This window comes from Sphingobium sp. IP1, from assembly GCF_002708645.1.
Lineage (GTDB): Bacteria > Pseudomonadota > Alphaproteobacteria > Sphingomonadales > Sphingomonadaceae > Sphingobium > Sphingobium yanoikuyae.
The window spans coordinates 1-16465 of record NZ_NOIW01000068.1; the positions used below are offsets into that span (position 1 = coordinate 1).

A 16465-nucleotide genomic window follows, 5' to 3' on the forward strand; every position below is an offset into this window, starting at 1 on the left:
TTCCTATTGCTCGACCTCATCGGCCAGCAACTCCACGGTCAGTGCCTAGTAATTTGAGCAATTATAGTCGAGGTTCGCGCGATAATTGCGGTTCATCAGATAGGTGTTCTTCCCCTTCGCATCCCGCTCCAGCTGGTTTGCCATGATTTCCTCGGGCACGCCGGTTTCCGCCTCGATCCGGGCCAGCCGCGCGCGATTGGCGGCATAGACTGCCCGCCCGCGGCTGATCCGCGCGGCATCGACATGCTTGACCCGATAGGGTTCGAAATTGGGAATGGGCGAATAGGCACCGCCGCCCGGCTGGCTCTGGTCGAGCGCCACGACGCGCGGGTTGATCGTCAGGGTCGGGAAGACGGCGTCCAGCGTCGCGTCGCGAATGCCCATGGCCCGCGCCTTGGGGCGCAGGGATTCCAGATAGGCACGAAAATCCCCATCATCCTGCGCAACCGCGACCTGCGGCGCGGCCAATCCCGCCACAACCGTCGAAAAACCCATCATCAGCGCAATGGCCAGCGAATTGAACCGAGAATCTGCCATGACCTTTTGTGGCACAGCCAGGGCGACCGGCGAAACCCCTATCCGATACGAAGTCGCGAATGGACGACCATTCCCCTCAATATTGTCATTTTTGCCCTTGGCTTGTTCGCCGGCTTCGCTAGGAAGCGTCGCAACGGAAGTGTGGCCGAGTGGTTTAAGGCAGCGGTCTTGAAAACCGCCGTGGGTGCAAGCTCACCGTGGGTTCGAATCCCACCGCTTCCGCCATCGCTATTTTGTGTTCGGGCGCGGTGCGGTTTGGCGGGCGTCGATCAGTCTTCCTGGAGAGCGATACCCATTAAGCGCCTGGCTTTGGCCCGCAACTGCTCACTGACCAGGCCTGCCAGAGCGGTGCTCAAATAGTCGGTAGTGCCCCTTCAGCCTGCGCTGCTCGCTATTCCGATCGAGCAAGATTTCGACGAAGAGTGGAAATGCGCTCAATCCTGGCGCCGAAGGAACCGAACAGCTTCTTGAACGAGGATAGCTCGACTTCTCCGCCCGTTTGGAGGGAGTAAGCCGAATTTCACAAGCCCCCCCCCGCGTCTGCACCTACTCAGAACGCCTTGTGATGAACGAGCACGTTGAAGGTCCGCAGCAGGATGCCGACATCCCGCGCCAGGCTCCAGCCGTGCAGATATTCCAGATCCGCCTCGATCCGCCGCAAGATGTCGCCGCGTGTTTCCGTCGCGCCACGGAAACCCCTGATCTGGGCCAGTCCCGTGATGCCGGGCTTGAGCGCGTGACGATGCCAATATTGCCGATCGACCTGCCAGAAATAGGCGTTGTCAGCGGTCGAGCCCAAAGCGTGCGGCCGCGGCCCGACGAGGCTCATTTCGCCAAGCAGAACATTGAACAGCTGGGGCAGTTCGTCGATGCTTGTGCTGCGAATGAAGCGCCCGATGCGGGTCACACGGTTATCACTTCGACCAGTGGAACGGCTCCCCAACGCGTCGCCGCAATCGGTCCGCATGCTGCGGAACTTGTAGATCCGGAACAAGCGGTTGCCGCGACCGATGCGTTGTTGACGGAAGAAGACCGGCCCGGTGCTGTCGATCTTGATCGCGATTGCCACCAGAAGCAGCAACGGCAGCAGCGCAATGACCAGGGGCACAGTCAAGGCAATGTCGAGCAAGCGCTTCCGCGCGCGGTCAGCAAGGTTGAGCGGGCCGCGCGAGACCACCAGGGTCGACGTGTCCAGCCAAGTCCCTACCGCAAGCGGTGCAGTCTCCCCGACCTCAGGCACGACGACTTCGCCCTGGACATTGCTGCCCTTCAATATCTCGGCCCAACTCGCCCGTCGGGCAGCCGGGCAAAGGATGATCGCTCTGTCATAATCACGCAGCAGCACACCCAATTGGTGCAGCTTGTGCGGATCATCCTCTTCGGGGCGCAGCCCGATCTGGCGCACATCAATCACGGCTGCCGCACCGCAATCATTGGGGCGCGCGATACCATCAAGGATCAATATCTCCGCGAACAGCTGATTTCCGAAGCAACGCCGGACCGCATAGGCCATCAGTGAGCGCTGCACGACCAGCAGCCCCAGACTGCCAAAAACGCCGAACAATATGCCTGAGCGCGGGAAGGTCCCCACCGCTTTCGATGCAAAAATTACAAGGAAGAACAGCAGCATGGTGGCACCAAATGCCAATGCCGCAGCACGACAGCTGATCGTGGCGCTGGTCAGACAGGACATGCTGTAAGCCTGGCTGTGAAAGGCGATGATCGCAAAGACGAGAATGCCTGCGGATAATGATCCGATCATGTCCGACGAGGATGCCGGCGAGAGGCGCGCGCCTACACCAAAGCCAATCAGCAGCGCCAAGCAATCAGCTGATAGCAACAGCAGGCACAGCCACAGGCGTGCATTGCGCCTGGCGATTAACGCCCCCGTTCCGCTCGCGCTGTGGAAACGCGCCGCCAAATCCGGATTTGCCATGGCCTGTCCTTTTCTCGTCGATTGTCGACCACTGGCACAGCAATGGCCGGGCGCTCCCAGTTGCGCAGCACACAGAGGAGCGAAATCAATTCAACCGACAAGAGCACGGGAGCCTCAAAAACATCAATCCGTGACAACACCTAATAAATATTAACTAATAAAATATCAAAAATCAAATTTATATCGGAATGATTTTAGATGAATCGGCAATTTTGTTAACAGCGTAATTTCACTTATATTATTCTCATATTGTTTTTGCTAAAAAAAACAGAGCATCGTCCTTTAATCCGAAAATGGGAGGTTCATGGAAATATGAACATTGCGCTCTGCGCCGGTGCGGCAATCATATTGCTCATTTGGGCGATCGGCCTTTATCACCTCTGGCAACGTCAAAATGCATCGCTCGTCGAAATCAAGCCAGCATGGCCAGATCGCCTTTTCGCAATTTTCTGGCTACCAATCGCACTATTGGCGCTCATCGCGACAATCCCCTCTTTATGGCGAAAAAAAGCACCACGGCGGCAGAAATATTGACGCTCATCCGTCCAGCCTCCGGCCTATTCCCGCCGCAAATGCAACTCTCAGAGCATCCGAAAGATTGCGCGTCTTGAGCTTTGCCATCAGGTTTGCGCGATGAATTTCGATCGTGCGCGGGCTGATGCCCAATTGCAGGGCGATGTGCTTGTTCGGTAGCCCCATTGTCAGGCCTGCCAGCACATCGCGCTCGCGCGGCGTCAACTTTTCCACCAGCGATTGCGCCTGCGCGACCCTTTGCCGGCGCGCACCATTATCATATAGCACCGACCAGGCGTTCTCGACCGCCTGCAGCAGGCTCTGCCGCTCGAACGGCTTCACCACGAAATCCACGGCGCCCATCTTCATTGCCGCGACCGTCACGGCAATGTCGCCATGCCCCGTCAGCATGATGACCGGAAAATTAAGGTCCGCTTCATTGAGCCGGCGCTGTACCTCCAGTCCATCCATGTCGGGCATGCGCAGGTCCAGGATGACGCAACCCGGCGGCTCGGTCGGCGCGGCGGCGAGGAAATGAGCGCCCCTCTGCCAAGTGCGGACCGAATATCCTTCAAGCTCCAACAAGAATGCCGTTGCCGCTCTGACGGAATATTCGTCGTCCACGATGTGAATCGTCTTCATTTCCTCCACAAAGAATCCCCTTCTTACGCTTCAATGTGAAACAAAAGCAGCTGCCGGCAGGCGCGGGCTCAACCCAGATCCGCCCGCCATGGGCCTCCACAATTGTTCGACAAATGGACAATCCGACCCCAGTTCCCTCTTCCTTGGTCGTGACAAAGGCGTCGAACAGCCGCTCGCGGATTTCCGCGGCGATGCCCGAGCCGGTGTCGGTAATCATGACTTGGGTGGTAAGCTCATCGACGCGGGACGCCTGGATCGTCAGTATCCGCTCATCCATGTTGCGCATCGCATCGATGGCATTGCGACAAAGATTGCCGATCACCTGCTAGATCTGGATCGGATCGGCGAATACCGGCCCCGCGTCGGGCGCAACCCGAAGCACGACGCGGACTTGCGCACGGGCTGCTGCGGGGCGGACGAGCGCAATGCTGCTGCGCACCATTTCGCCGATATCCTGCACCTCCAATTGCGCTTCGCCGCTGCTGGTAAAGTCGCGCAAATGGCGCATGATCGCCCCCGCCCGCACTGCTTCGCTTGACGCGAGATGGAAAATCTCGTCCAGCTTCGCCCGGCTCCCGCCGTTGAGATTGTTGAGCAGGATGCTGCCGCCCTCCATATAGGCTGCAAGCGCAGTCAATGGCTGGGTCAACTCATGCGACAGCATCGACGCCATCGCCCCCATTGCGCTATAGCGGGTGCCATCCAGCATTTCCGCCTGCAGGGTTTCCAGCCGAGCCTTCGTCGCCTCCTGCTCCGAAAGATCGCGGACGAATGCGGTAAACCTTGTGCCGCCGTTCGCCTCCATCCGCACGAAGGTCATCTCGGTCGGAAAGTTCGAGCCATTATGATGCCGGCCGATCAACTGCCGCTCGATCTTTTCCGAAACATCGACGATCCGGAATGGATAGTCATCAGGCACTTCGTCTTCAGAGGGACAGACCAGCAGCAGGCTCTCGAAATTCTGGCCTTTGAGGTCCACAAGATCATAGCCGAACATGCGGGAGGCCGCTTCGTTGATATATTCGATGCAGCCGTCGGCATCGAATACGAAGACGGCGTCCGGCGCGGTCTCCAATATCAGCCGCAACTCATGCTCCCGCTCCTGCAGCGCAAGCTCATGCGCACGCTCCAGCGTGACGTCGCGGATCAGGTTGGCAAAGCCCTGCAACGCTCCGTCATTGTCGTACAATGCCGTGACAACGCAATTCTGCAGATAGATGGTGCCATCGCTGCGGCAGCATTCATGATCGAATTCCCAGCTGCCATGCTGCCGGGCGAAGGCGAAGGCCTGCGCCATGCGCGCCTTGATCTCCGCCCGCCCTGGGTAGAGCAGCGCGACATGGCGATGCATCACCTCGCCGGTCAACCAGCCGGTAAAGCGCTCGGCACCGCGATTCCAATGCAGGATGAACCCTGAAACATCGGTCATGTAGAGGGCATAATGCGCCGCGCCGTCGGTCAGCAGCTTCATCTGCGTCATCAGCCGGCCGACATGGGCAGCCTGATATTCCGCTCTGGCGCGCCAGAATGTCGCGCGAAGCGCAACGACGTTGGCGGCAACCAGCGCCATGAGGAAGGCGCCCGCCGCAAGCAGCCCGCCATGAAAGCCTTCAAGCAGATAAGTGACCGCCAAAGCGGCGATACCAGCCAGAAAGCCCGGTCCGGCGCCGAACAGCATCGTCGTAAACAATGCAACGAATGTGAATATCACATAAAATTCGCTGGAGAAGGACGGATATTCATCGGCCTGAAAAGCGGCGAGCGCGATCGCGACCATGGCCAACCCGATCAGATAGCGACTGACCCCGCTCCACGAGACGTGTCGTCTGAGGCATCGCAGCCTGACCAGCGAAAAGCTGGCGCGGACTTGGCCCGCCTTGGAGATCGGCATGATGTTAAATCGTCTGACGGCTGCGAACATAACTCAAACCCCGCGCTTAACGCCCAGAATTATTTCATATGCTGCGACCGTCACCCTGAAAGGGATGGCAGAAACCGGCTCACGTCTTCAATCGGACGTCTGCCCCATGCTCACCCCTGACCGATTATTGATCCAGTTGGAGGTTTACATAATTCTCTGCTGCAATGCGCAATTTTTAACATCGGCATTAGGGGAAGTATAGTAGGTAGTTTTACACATTTTGAGAAATTTCGTTCCGCAGCTGCAAAATGTCATTGCCGGAGGATTTCCCAAAATTTCCACTTCGGAAATTTAACTGGTGGAGGACACGCGTTTGCCCCCTGCCCGTGCGAAATGGAACATGTCGATGACAATGGTCCGTCCGACCAGCCCGAGGACGACCATATAGACCGCTGCCCCAGCGATGACCGTCGACAACAGCATCGGAATCGGCGCTTGGCCGGCCAATGCGAACCGGAACCCCCATAGAAAAACAGCCATGACCAGCGATGCGACGACACTGGGCCGCAGCGCCTTCCAATAATCCCGCCATCCCAGCGGCAGCAGAACCACAACTGGCCAGACGGACAGGGGATAGAGGATATAGGCGCGCGCCGTGAACGCGGCAGCGACCGCAGCCATCCCATATTCAACGGCAAAGAAGAAGGTGACAATATTGACCAGCGCATAAATGCCCGCCAGCCAAGTCTGCCATTGCGGCTTCCCCATGGCGAGCATCAGCGACTGATTGTAAATGCCGATCGCCTGGAGCGCGCCGAACAGGCTGAGGTAGCGCATAACATCCGCTGCCGCCGCCCAACGCGGACCGAACAACAGGAAAATGAACTCGTCCGATACGATCGCCAGGCCGACAAAGGCCGGGGTCGTTATGGACGATGTCGCCGACACTATTCTGAGGAAAGCCTTTGCAAGGCGGGGCGGATCCCCCTTGAGTTGCGAGAAGACCGGAAGCGCCACACGGGACAGCGCACGCGCCAGCATCAGATTGGCGGCCAGCAAAGCCCGCTTACCGACGGTATAAATGCCTGTCGCTGCGCCGCCGAGCGCCAGGCCGATGACCATGATGTCAGCATTGGCGTTGAAGAAATTCGCAGCGCCCGTCACGCCGACATGACGGCCATAGAAAAGCACGTCCCTTGCCTTTTCCCGTGAAAAACGCAGTCGGGGTCGCATCGGGCAGGCGGCCCACAGGATTATCGTTCCGATGACGGCTACGGCGAGATTTTGTGCCACCAGCGCCATCACGCCATAACCGGCCACGGCCAGTGCTATTCCGACAAGGCCGCCCACCAGGGTCGAGATTGTCGAGCGCGTGGCCAATGGCCGCATCAGCAAGGCCCGCGTCAGCCAAGCCTGTGGCACGACGTTCAGCGCACCAAGGAAATTCGCGACACTGAGCCATCGCAAAACCATGCCCAAGCCCTGATGGGCGGCGGTCCGCTCAACCCAGTCGGCTAGCAAGAAGGTCGCGATCAGCAGCAGCGCGCCGGCCGCAGCAGAAATCCAGAAGGCCGTATCATCCAAGTCGGCATCGGCAGCGCCGCCCTTGCTCACAAGCGATGCACTGATCCCCGACAATATGATCATCTGGAACCATTGCCCTACCAGCAGGGCCATGGCGACGATGCCCAGCATCGTCGCATCGACATAGCGCGCAATCACGAGGAAGGTCAGGAACTGCAACAGTTGCACACCCCAACTTTCCAGGATGGACCAGGCCATGCCTGAACGGACTGCGCGCCCCAACGCCGGACCTGACATATCGCCCTCCCCCTAGCTACGTCGAAAATCGTCGGTCGCCCGGACATGCTTCACGAATGCCGCGGGGTTGCCCCGCCACACTTGTCGGGCGGGAACATCATCAAAGACCACTGATCCGGCTGCCACCACGGAATGATCGCCAATCGACACGCCGGGCAAGATGATGGCGTTGCGGCCAATCCAGACGTTGCGACCGATGGTGATCGGACGGGGCCTTACGGAGCGCCCTTCATGAACGGGATGGAAGCTCGTGTCGAACATCGCGACATTGTCACCGATACGCGAACCGCCGCCGACATCGATCCGCGCAGCGCTGAAGATATGAACTCCCGTGTTCAACGAAACCTCGTCGCCAAGAATGATGGCCCCCTGCGGAACCGTAGCCAGGCGAATCCGGGTCGGTTCATTCCGCAGGCGGACATTGTTGCCAATGACCAGGGATCCGGGGTTCCGGAGATAAGGCACGCCACCTCGCACGCGCAGGCCCCGACCCGGTTGGCAGCCTTGCGCGCGGAGTCGCATCACGGTCAGTCGCGCGTAAAGATGATCCAGTTGTGCAGACAGAAATTGCAATGCCAAACCCGTTCTCCGACTGGCGCTCACGCGGCAAGCATGAGCCGAAAGCCTGAATAGCGGCGCGCCTCCACGATCGAATGGGCGCCAAGAACCAAACGCACCATGCAGATCCACTCATGAAAACGCGTCCGCGTCGGACAAGATGGCACGTGCATCGAGTGCTCGCGTCACTCACCCGAACAAACACCAAGTTCACACATAAAAAAATCATGTTCCATTATGTATTTGCACCTAATTGATAGGTGTTACCCCTGATGTTGACTAATACCGCAGTTGCGTAAGAATTTCCGCAAGCAAGATCGAGGCAATATTATCGCGATCGGGCAACGGAATGATCGTTTCTTCAATGGAGACGCAATTGCTTTCGCCGATCAATGCGCCTGGAGGCAAGATAGCGATGATGAATGCATCGCCTCTCGTCGTCGACTGGAAGCTATTTACATGAACGAAATCGGTTATCAGCCCATCATAGCAGTGACCGGCGCGACTGGCTTCGTTGGCGGCGCGCTCGCCCGTCAACTCCTGCAAATGGGCTACCGCGTCCGCTCGATGTGCCGCAGGCCCCTGACCGAAGCGGAGCGCGAGAGCGGTATAGAGTGGATCGAGGGCTCGCTGACCGACACTGATCGTTTCGACGCGCTGCTTCGGGACGCACGCTATTGTTTTCACATCGCCGCGATGTTCCGTACCGAAGGACCGCGCAAGGCGTTCATGCAGGTCAATCGGGATGCTACTCGGGCCCTGCTTGAAGCGAGCCGACAGGCCGGAATCGAGCGCTTCATCTATTGCTCGTCGATTGGCGTCCACGGCAATGTGGCCGACGCCCCTGCGGACGAAAATGCGCCATTCGACCCGCGCGATCCCTATCAGGAGAGCAAGTTGCGAGCCGAAGATCTTTGCCGTGACGAAATGGGCCGTCCGGGCATGGGCGTCGTCATCGTTCGCCCCTGCTCCACCTATGGCCCAGGCGACACCCGGATGCTGAAGCTGTTCCGGCTGATCCAGCACCGCCGGTTTCTGTTTGTGGGCCGGCAAACGCCCAATTTCCATCCTGTCTATATTGATGACCTGGTCGCCGGCTACATATTGACGATGGTTCATCCCGATGCGCCATCGGGCACCTTCATCCTGGGCGATCGCGCCTTCCTGTCGCTGCGTGACTATGTAAGGGCCGTCGCGACCGCCTTGGATGTGCCACCGCCCAAGGCGACCATCCCCTACAGCCTCGCGCTAATGGCCGCACGCCTGTGCGAAGCACTTTATGCGCCGCTGGGATTGCAACCCCCTCTACCTCGTCGCCGGCTGACCATCTTCAGGCACAACCGCGCGTTCAGCATCGCACGCGCGCAGACCGTTCTGGGCTATCAGCCGCTGATCAATCTGGAGGAAGGCTTTCGTCGCACCATCACCTGGTATCGACAGCAGGGGATGCTCGCATGACCATGTCCATTGGAATTCTTGCCGCCCTAACGGGCGAGCCAGCGGCCGATCCTAGTCCGATCTTGGCGATCTCGGCGATGCAAGTTCCAGGCGCCCGCAAAGGAAAATACCGCCGTGGTCAGCGCGAGAGGAGCCGCGATGCCGCAAACTGCCAGCATTGCCAGAGCCGATCCAGCCCCTGTGCCCCAACGAACGAAACGGCGTGTGGCACGGGTATAGTCGTCGACAATCGCGTTGACATCATCGAGCATTATCCATTCCCGTCGGCTCGTCGCCCGCACCATGATCGGCCGCACCGCTCCGTCGGGCAGCGTCAGCGCACGGATCATGATCATATCTCCGATAGCGACATCGATGCGGATGGGCAGTTCCACGCAATATTTACCATTAACCTGCCGGCGATAATGGATCACGCGCGTTTCCGCATCGCCCGACTGCCCAACCCCGGTCACGACGCCCCGCATCAACAACAATCCGACGCTGCCGAAATGAGTCAGCAACGCGGCATGTCGTTCACGTCCGGCGACGGCCCGCGCCGCATGTCGCGACGCGGGCGCGATAGCGACATACACGCTCGCCTGCCTGTTCCCGATCGGTGCCATGCCCTACAATCTGTTCCTTTGCGGCGCCCTGCTAGCACAGGCGGGCAGCGCTGACCATGAGCGCCCCTCAGCGCCCGAGACGGACGGTCCTTGCGATCCGATGTGCTGCCCTCCTCTCGACGGCATGCCCTTGGATGGCCTGCGCGGCGCCACCGTTGTCGGGAATCAACCTCGCGGGCGGTGAGTTCAACTCGGGCAGGAAGCCGGGTATTTTCGGGAAGGATTATATCTACCCCGATACCCGCACCGCGGCGCCCTTCGTCGCGATGGGCATGAAGATCGTCCGGGTTCCGATATTGTGGGAGCGGATCCAACCCGTCCCGCTCCAGCCCCTCTCGACCGCCGAGCAGGCCCGCCTCGACAAGGTCGTGGCGACCCTGGCGCCGTTCCGGGTCATCATCCTCGACATCCACAATTATGGCGCAAACGGGGGGCAGCGACTGGATCAATCGCCAGATGGCAGCGCGAAACTCGCCGATCTCTGGCGCCGATTGGCCGAGCATTATCGCGGGAACAGGCAGGTGGCCTTCGGCCTGATGAATGAACCGAACGGCATGGCACCGACACGCTGGCGATCGATGGTGGACGAAAGCGTCGTCGCCATTCGAAAGACAGGCGCGCGCAACATGCTGTTCGTGCCAGGCTCCAACTGGACCGGCGCGCATAGCTGGACCGCCGGCGGCCGCACCTCCAACGCTGCCGCCTTCCAGAATTTCCACGATCCAGCCGGCAATTATGCGATCGAGATGCACCAATATCTGGACTCGGACAGTTCCGGGATGAAGGCGCAATGCGAAGCAGCGCCGGTCATCCAACGCCGCATGGAAGCGGCGACGAAATGGCTTCGGGACAACCGCCACAAGGGCTTCCTTGGCGAGTTCGGCGCCCCTGCAAATGCCGCCTGCCTCGACAGCCTGGACGCCCTGCTCAAGCATCTCGATGCCAATGCCGATGTCTGGATGGGTTGGGCCTATTGGGCCGGCGGCCCATGGTGGGGCGCAAACTATCCCATGAGCCTGCAACCCGTGCAAGGCAAAGCCCGGCCACAGGCAGCCATTGTTGCAAAATACAGCCAGACGGGAGCCGCAAGATGACCCGCCTGCATTATGCGCGCCTTCCCCTTGCCTGCTCGATCGTCTTGGGCTGCCCAGCCTTTGCGCAGGTCGAAGTGCCGCCTGACGGCCTGACCGTGGCACCCACGGTGCGGATGCTCTACGACGACAATGTCCTGCGCCAGAGCGATGATCTCGTCTCCGGTGACAAGGACGATCTACGTGTCACTCCGGCGCTCGATGTCACCTTCAGGAAAAATCTCGGTGTCCACCAGGTCACGGTCGTGGGATCGTTGGGCTATGACTTCCATCAGCGCTACAGCAATCTCGATCGGGAGCGCGTTACCCTCACCGCCAAGGGCGATGTAAAGGTCAGCGCGCTCTGCTATCTGCGTCCAAGCGCCCGCCTGAATTTCGCACAGGCCGATCTGGCCGACCAAGGCATGATCGTCGGCAACAGTGAACGCACCCAGGACTATGCGGTCACGGCCGAGTGCGACAAGCCCTATGGTTACTATCCCGTCATCAAACTCGGATATCTGCAAACGAACAATAGCGTCGATTCACGCCGGCCGTTCGACATCCGCACCCGCAGCGCGGGCATTGGTATCGCCTATAGCAAGGCAAGCCTTGGCGACATTCGACTGATGTTCAACGTCGAAGCTTTCCGCCGCCCCCACTGGTCAGACGAGACGTCCGAACTGCGCATGAGCCGCGGTGCCGACAATTATCGGGTTGGGATCGAGTTCAAACGCGCTGTCGCGCCGCGTCTCAGTTGGAGTGCCGGAATTGGCTATATTCATACCAAGGCGCGTGATGAACGGGTCGATGACTATTCGGGCCTGGGCTATCACGCAGGTGCCGTCTACCGGCCATCGCCGCGCACCTCCCTGACATTCGACGGCAGCCGCAGCACCAGCAACCAGAGCAACACCGGTGCGACCTATATCGTCCTGACCAATTTTTCGCTGCGCGGCAATGCGACCCTCAGTTCACGATCTTCGATCCAGGCTGGCGCGAGCTATGCCAGGCGCCAGTTCAAGGGCGAGCTGTTGATCGACACCGACATGATGCGCGGTACCGACGAAACGACCGCACTCAACGCCGGATATCGATTTGCACTGCGCAGCCGCCTGACGGCCGGCGTCGACGTTCGCCACGAATGGCGAGAAAGCGCAGTCGAGCGCTACCGATATAAATCGACATCGATGATGCTGTCCCTTGGCCTTACATTGTGAGGAGCATGGCCATGTTCTTACCCCGTGCGATGCGAAACCTGTGCAGTTCCCTTCTTCTGGCCACGCTCGCCAATCCCGTATTGGCCGGCGTCGACAACAAGGAAGCTGTCGCTGCCTATGTCCTGGGTGCCAATGACGAGATCCGCGTCTCGATATTCGGCGCCTATCCGATCGAAGTCAAAACGCGGATCAAGGAAGATGGGCGCATCACCCTGCCGAGCATCGGCGAAGTGGTCGCGGAGGGATCCACGACCAACGCCCTTGCAAACAATATCCGCCGGCAATTGCAGACGGGCGGATATTTCGTCGATCCAATCGTCAATGTCGAAGTCGTGAGCTTCGTCAGTCGATCGGTCACGATGTTCGGCAACCTCCAGAACCCTGGGCTCTACCCCCTGGATCGACCTCAGACGATCGCGATGATGCTGGCGCGCACCGGCGGCGCCCGCGCGGACGCGGCGGACTATGCGATCCTGCAACGAACGGGAGAAGCGGATCGGCGGATTGCCCTCAGCGATCTCGACCCGCAAAGCGGGACCGGTCAGTTCCTGCGCGCAGGCGATTCCATCTTCGTGCCGAAGGCCGAGGAGGTATTCATCTACGGCCAGGTGAACAAGCCCGGCCGCGTCGCCTTCGAAACCGGCATGACCCTGCGCCAGATGCTGGCCCAGGCCGGCGGGCCGACTTTGGGCGGATCGGAAAAGAAGATCACGCTGCACCGCGGCACGGAGATCATCAAGAAGGCCAGCCTCGATATGCTGGTCAAGCCTGGTGACGTCTACACCGTCAACGAGCGGACCTTCTGAGATGCGATCCGGTATCCTGACAGGAGGCATTGCGTGAACATCTTCACCAGAATTGCCCGCTGGCTCCGACGAACGCCCGAGCCCGAGCGGCGCCGAGAAGCGCCTGGCCGGCGTTCCCGAGCAACGGGCAGCGTGCCTGAAAATGCGCAATCGGCCGGCGCTGCATGCGTCACGCCGTCTACCAATGCAGCCATGTCCGCTGACGCTGTCCGATCAGCGATACGCAAGGGGTTCAACGCGACCCAGCCAGTCACAGCCGCCCGCCATCTTCATGGCCGGCAGCAGGAGATGGACCTGCTGGTGGAGGGGGTGCTTGATCGCGGCAATCATGCGATGATCTTTGGCGGCCGTGGGACAGGCAAGACCTCGCTGGCGCGCGTCTTCGCCAATGTTGCCGACAATCGCGGCTATCTGGTCTTCTACATGGCCTGCGAGCCCGGGCAGGATTTCACCAGCCTGATCTCACCGTTCCTCGATGCCGCCCGCGGAAACCTGCCGCGCTCACCTGCGACAGATGCACCGATCGTCGTTGGACCGCGCGATGTCGTGGAAGCACTCGCCGAACATGGGCAGCGAAAATTCATCTTCATCCTCGACGAGTTCGACCGCATCATCGATCCGGCTGTTCTTGGCGAATTGTCGCGCACCATGAAGCTGCTCTCCGACGCGGCCCTGCCGGTTCATATTCTGGCGGTCGGCATAGCGTCCGGATTGAGCCAACTCATCGAAGGCCATGAATCGCTGCGACGGCACATGACAGCCGTTCCCATCGTGCGGATCGACACGGCCGCCGTGTTCGACCTGATCGATCGCGGTGCCGCCCAGGCCGGCCTCAACTTCAGCGATGCCGCGCGCGAGACAATTGCCCATGTCGCATGCGGCTCCCCCTATCATGTCCGCCTGTTCTGCGCGCTGGCCTGCCTGGAAACCCTCAGGCAGCGCAAGACAGTGGTCGAAATGCCGGCAACGCTCGCGGGGATGATGCGGGCGGTCGACGACTGGACGATCACCAATCCGACAGATGCTGCGCTGTTCCACGAGGCCATCGATCTGGGCGCTGGCCATTGGCCGGTGATCGAGCAGCTCGTCCGCGCCGCGATCGTTCCTCCCGGCCTCGCGCCGGAACAGCAGGCGCCGCATATCGACCGCGACGATCCGGTCCTGGAAATTTTGCGCCGGGCCATGCACGCCCGGCCGGGCAGCACCGCCCTCATGTTCCGGGACAGCCTCGCCCCCCAATTCCTGCTCGGCATGTTGTCTGCCAGCCGCCACGGCGACCACCTGACCCGGCGTGTCGTCAGCCTTGTAGAAGGGCAGCGCCAAAGCGCTGCATCGTAAGGGACCGATAGGATGTACATGTTCGACATAACGCGAGCCATCCTGCAGCGCTGGAGAATGGCAGCCGCCATCTTCTGCTGCGTCATGGCGCTGACGGTCCTGTGGATTGCGATCACGCCGCGCGAATATCGCGCGACCGCCACTTTGCTGTTTGACAACCGGGCACCGGACCCGACCGGCGGCAAATCGAACGAGGCGACCGGCGAATCCATGCTCGCGACGGAGTCCAGAATCCTGCAGAGCGAGGTGATCGCCCGCAAGGTGGCCGAGCGGCTTGGCCTGTTCAGGAATCCGGCCATGCGCGCCCGCTGGCAGGAGCAGACGAACGGCAACCAGAGTTTCGAAGGCTGGATCAGCCGCAGCGTCCAGTCGGGTTTGCAGGTTTCGCCCAGCGCCACCGGCAATACGATCGACGTCTCCTACCGCAGCCTGGATCCACAGCGTTCGGCGTTGATGGCCAACAGCTTCGCCCAGGCCTTCAATGATGCGCGCCTGGGCATCAGCAACGAATTCGCCCAGCGCTTTGCGGCCTGGTACAAGAAACAGATCGCCGCGTCCGAACAGCGCATGGAAGAGGCGCAGGCACGGCTCGCGGATTTCCAGCGCGCCCATGGCATTGTCGCCACCGGCGCCATCGATGCGGAAAGCACGCGCCTCAGCGAATTGTCGTCGAAACTGTCGTCGGCCGAAGCCGTTGCTGCGGAGGCCCGGTCGCGCGCGGCGGGGGGCGCCAATATGCCCGACATTCAATCGAGCGGGGTGATCCAGGGGCTAAGGGCTCAAATCGCGGCCAAATCGGCGGAAATCAGCCAGATGGCTGCCGAACTCGGCCCCAATCATGCGACGATGCGCGCCGCCCAGCAGCAGTTGCGCCAGATGCAGGACAGTCTGGCCCAGGAAACCGGCAAGATGTCGGGCACGCTGGCGGCGGCCAGTTCGGCGGCATCGGCCAATCAGGGCACGATGCAGGCCCTGCTCGACCAGCATCGCGGACGCATGCTGTCGCTCGCGGCCGATCGCGGAAAGCTCGCCGTGCTGGAAAGCAATGTGGAATCGGCGCGCAAGGAATATGAGGCGCAGACCGAACAATTCTCGCAGTTGCATGCCACCAGCACGGCCCCGTCACTCAATATCGTACGGCTCGACATTGCAGAACCGCCGATGATCCCCAACGCGCCCAATATCGGCGTGCGGTTCCTGATGATGACGATGGTGGCCCTCATGCTCGCAATCGGCTCGGTCATCCTCGCCGAATGGCTCAGCCCGCGCGTCCGCAGTCGTAACACCGTCACCTATCTTACCGGCGTGCCGTTGCTTGGTCAGGCAGAGCTGCGCGTCAACGGCAAGCAACTCCGTATTGAAGGAGGCAATTGGTCATGAGGCTTCGCTCGACTGAACCGGTAGAGGATGTCTATCCCGGCCTGCCGCCGACTTACGATGGCGATCCGGGCGAGGAGACGGCGGCGGTCCACGCCAATGTCGATCCCGCAATCGCGGTGATCCACGCCCCCAGCGCAATGCTGGCGGAACAAGCGCGGGACATCCAGTCGACCCTGTCTGCAATGCGCCATCCCGACGGTCGCGCGCCCGGCTCTATCGCGGTCATCGCAATCGAGGCGAGCGAGCAGGCGGCAATATTGACCGCGAATATCGCGGTCTCGGCAGCCCTGAGCGGTCTGCGCACCTTGATCGTCGATATGGAGCATTCCGGCTTCGTTCAACATCGCCTGCTTGGCATGAATGCACGAACCGGCTCGCCGGACGACATGGATGAGCCATTTCAGCTGGTCCAGCCGAGCAGTATCCGGTCGTTGTTCGTCATGGCCGCTCCCCAGCAGGATGGCTGCGCCATCGACGGCAGTCCGCTTGCGCCACTGTCGCAACGCCTGTCGTCGCTGACGGCTCACTTCGATCTGTGCCTGGTCGACGCCAGCCATATCGACGATCTCGCTCATGCGGCAGGCAGCGCCGATTGCGCGATCGTTGCGGTCCAGCGCGATCAGACATCGACCAGCGAGCTCAAGGCCGTGATCAACAAGATGACCATGCTGAACACGGTGCTGATCGGCACCATCATGCTGATCTAGCGGTCAGCGATCGGTC

Annotated in this window: 15 protein-coding genes, 1 tRNA gene and 1 pseudogene; 9 read left to right on the forward strand and 8 right to left on the reverse strand. The window is 60.5% G+C overall.

What is annotated here, in order from left to right; genetic code table 11:
• Nucleotides 1-141: 141 nt before the first annotated feature.
• A pseudogene (locus CG471_RS20115) lies at nucleotides 142-537 on the reverse strand (lytic murein transglycosylase); the annotation flags it as partial.
• 135 nt (nucleotides 538-672) lie between these two features.
• On the opposite strand from CG471_RS20115, the gene CG471_RS20120 reads away from it, so the two are divergent.
• Nucleotides 673-762: transfer RNA gene (locus CG471_RS20120), tRNA-Ser, on the forward strand.
• Nucleotides 763-1087: 325 nt separating this feature from the next.
• Here the strand turns inward: CG471_RS20120 and CG471_RS31430 are convergent.
• Nucleotides 1088-2473, reverse strand: a complete 1386-nt coding sequence (locus CG471_RS31430) for a sugar transferase (protein WP_099233330.1) — start codon at nucleotides 2471-2473, stop codon at nucleotides 1088-1090.
• Between the two features lie 312 nt (nucleotides 2474-2785).
• Here CG471_RS31430 and CG471_RS30290 point away from each other — a divergent pair, with 312 nt between their 5' ends.
• Nucleotides 2786-3007, forward strand: coding sequence for a hypothetical protein (locus tag CG471_RS30290; protein WP_143560252.1), 222 nt, complete (start codon nucleotides 2786-2788; stop codon nucleotides 3005-3007).
• Between the two features lie 3 nt (nucleotides 3008-3010).
• Here the strand turns inward: CG471_RS30290 and CG471_RS20130 are convergent, their stop codons facing one another.
• The 5 genes from CG471_RS20130 to CG471_RS20145 form a co-directional block, all read right to left on the reverse strand.
• Nucleotides 3011-3628 (reverse strand): response regulator transcription factor, encoded by a 618-nt coding sequence (locus tag CG471_RS20130; protein ID WP_099233332.1) that lies wholly within the window; start codon nucleotides 3626-3628, stop codon nucleotides 3011-3013.
• Nucleotides 3558-3950 carry an ATP-binding protein gene (locus CG471_RS31435; RefSeq protein WP_257211619.1) on the reverse strand — a complete coding sequence of 131 codons (393 nt, stop codon included), beginning with the start codon at nucleotides 3948-3950 and terminating at the stop codon, nucleotides 3558-3560. The genes CG471_RS20130 and CG471_RS31435 overlap by 71 nt, the downstream gene beginning before the upstream one ends.
• 3 nt (nucleotides 3951-3953) lie before the next feature.
• On the reverse strand, nucleotides 3954-5519 hold the full coding sequence (locus CG471_RS20135; protein WP_257211620.1) for a PAS domain S-box protein: 1566 nt from the start codon (nucleotides 5517-5519) through the stop codon (nucleotides 3954-3956).
• Between the two features lie 321 nt (nucleotides 5520-5840).
• Nucleotides 5841-7271, reverse strand: coding sequence for a lipopolysaccharide biosynthesis protein (locus tag CG471_RS20140; protein ID WP_099233334.1), 1431 nt, complete (start codon nucleotides 7269-7271; stop codon nucleotides 5841-5843).
• Nucleotides 7272-7322: 51 nt separating this feature from the next.
• Nucleotides 7323-7889, reverse strand: a complete 567-nt coding sequence (locus tag CG471_RS20145; protein WP_251007602.1) for a DapH/DapD/GlmU-related protein — start codon at nucleotides 7887-7889, stop codon at nucleotides 7323-7325.
• A gap of 270 nt (nucleotides 7890-8159) precedes the next feature.
• Here CG471_RS20145 and CG471_RS20150 point away from each other — a divergent pair, with 270 nt between their 5' ends.
• Nucleotides 8160-9326 carry an NAD(P)-dependent oxidoreductase gene (locus CG471_RS20150; RefSeq protein ID WP_099233336.1) on the forward strand — a complete coding sequence of 389 codons (1167 nt, stop codon included), beginning with the start codon at nucleotides 8160-8162 and terminating at the stop codon, nucleotides 9324-9326.
• A 26-nt stretch (nucleotides 9327-9352) separates the two neighbouring features.
• Here CG471_RS20150 and CG471_RS20155 read toward each other — a convergent pair whose 3' ends face one another.
• Nucleotides 9353-9928 carry a hypothetical protein gene (locus CG471_RS20155; RefSeq protein WP_099233338.1) on the reverse strand — a complete coding sequence of 192 codons (576 nt, stop codon included), beginning with the start codon at nucleotides 9926-9928 and terminating at the stop codon, nucleotides 9353-9355.
• Between the two features lie 155 nt (nucleotides 9929-10083).
• Between CG471_RS20155 and CG471_RS20160 the strand changes: the two genes are divergently transcribed.
• The 6 genes from CG471_RS20160 (at nucleotide 10084) to CG471_RS20185 (ending at nucleotide 16449) form a co-directional block, all read left to right on the forward strand.
• A complete protein-coding gene (locus CG471_RS20160; protein WP_257211621.1) occupies nucleotides 10084-11022 on the forward strand; it encodes a glycoside hydrolase family 5 protein in 939 nt (312 codons plus the stop codon).
• Nucleotides 11019-12218 carry an outer membrane beta-barrel protein gene (locus CG471_RS20165; protein WP_099233342.1) on the forward strand — a complete coding sequence of 400 codons (1200 nt, stop codon included), beginning with the start codon at nucleotides 11019-11021 and terminating at the stop codon, nucleotides 12216-12218. The genes CG471_RS20160 and CG471_RS20165 overlap by 4 nt, the downstream gene beginning before the upstream one ends.
• 11 nt (nucleotides 12219-12229) lie before the next feature.
• Nucleotides 12230-13024: a polysaccharide biosynthesis/export family protein gene (locus CG471_RS20170; RefSeq protein ID WP_257211622.1), complete on the forward strand. Its 795-nt coding sequence runs from the start codon at nucleotides 12230-12232 to the stop codon at nucleotides 13022-13024.
• Between the two features lie 192 nt (nucleotides 13025-13216).
• Nucleotides 13217-14362, forward strand: a complete 1146-nt coding sequence (locus CG471_RS20175; protein WP_099233346.1) for an AAA family ATPase — start codon at nucleotides 13217-13219, stop codon at nucleotides 14360-14362.
• Nucleotides 14363-14380: 18 nt separating this feature from the next.
• A complete protein-coding gene (locus CG471_RS20180; RefSeq protein WP_099233362.1) occupies nucleotides 14381-15742 on the forward strand; it encodes an exopolysaccharide biosynthesis protein in 1362 nt (453 codons plus the stop codon).
• Entirely contained in the window at nucleotides 15739-16449 is a 711-nt protein-coding gene (locus CG471_RS20185; RefSeq protein ID WP_004207148.1) for a tyrosine-protein kinase family protein, read from the forward strand. Before CG471_RS20180 ends, CG471_RS20185 begins: the two co-directional genes overlap by 4 nt.
• The last annotated feature ends 16 nt before the right edge of the window (nucleotides 16450-16465 follow it).

Excerpts from the sequence above, each read along its gene's own strand:
- CG471_RS31430 (WP_099233330.1), bottom strand. The coding sequence starts at position 2,473 with ATGGCAAATCCGGATTTGGCGGCGCGTTTCCACAGCGCGAGCGGAACG.
- CG471_RS30290 (WP_143560252.1), top strand. The coding sequence starts at position 2,786 with ATGAACATTGCGCTCTGCGCCGGTGCGGCAATCATATTGCTCATTTGG.
- CG471_RS20130 (WP_099233332.1), bottom strand. The coding sequence starts at position 3,628 with ATGAAGACGATTCACATCGTGGACGACGAATATTCCGTCAGAGCGGCA.
- CG471_RS20135 (WP_257211620.1), bottom strand. The coding sequence starts at position 5,519 with ATGCCGATCTCCAAGGCGGGCCAAGTCCGCGCCAGCTTTTCGCTGGTC.
- CG471_RS20140 (WP_099233334.1), bottom strand. The coding sequence starts at position 7,271 with ATGGCCTGGTCCATCCTGGAAAGTTGGGGTGTGCAACTGTTGCAGTTC.
- CG471_RS20155 (WP_099233338.1), bottom strand. The coding sequence starts at position 9,928 with ATGGCACCGATCGGGAACAGGCAGGCGAGCGTGTATGTCGCTATCGCG.
- CG471_RS20165 (WP_099233342.1), top strand. The coding sequence starts at position 11,019 with ATGACCCGCCTGCATTATGCGCGCCTTCCCCTTGCCTGCTCGATCGTC.
- CG471_RS20170 (WP_257211622.1), top strand. The coding sequence starts at position 12,230 with ATGTTCTTACCCCGTGCGATGCGAAACCTGTGCAGTTCCCTTCTTCTG.
- CG471_RS20175 (WP_099233346.1), top strand. The coding sequence starts at position 13,217 with ATGTCCGCTGACGCTGTCCGATCAGCGATACGCAAGGGGTTCAACGCG.
- CG471_RS20180 (WP_099233362.1), top strand. The coding sequence starts at position 14,381 with ATGTTCGACATAACGCGAGCCATCCTGCAGCGCTGGAGAATGGCAGCC.
- CG471_RS20185 (WP_004207148.1), top strand. The coding sequence starts at position 15,739 with ATGAGGCTTCGCTCGACTGAACCGGTAGAGGATGTCTATCCCGGCCTG.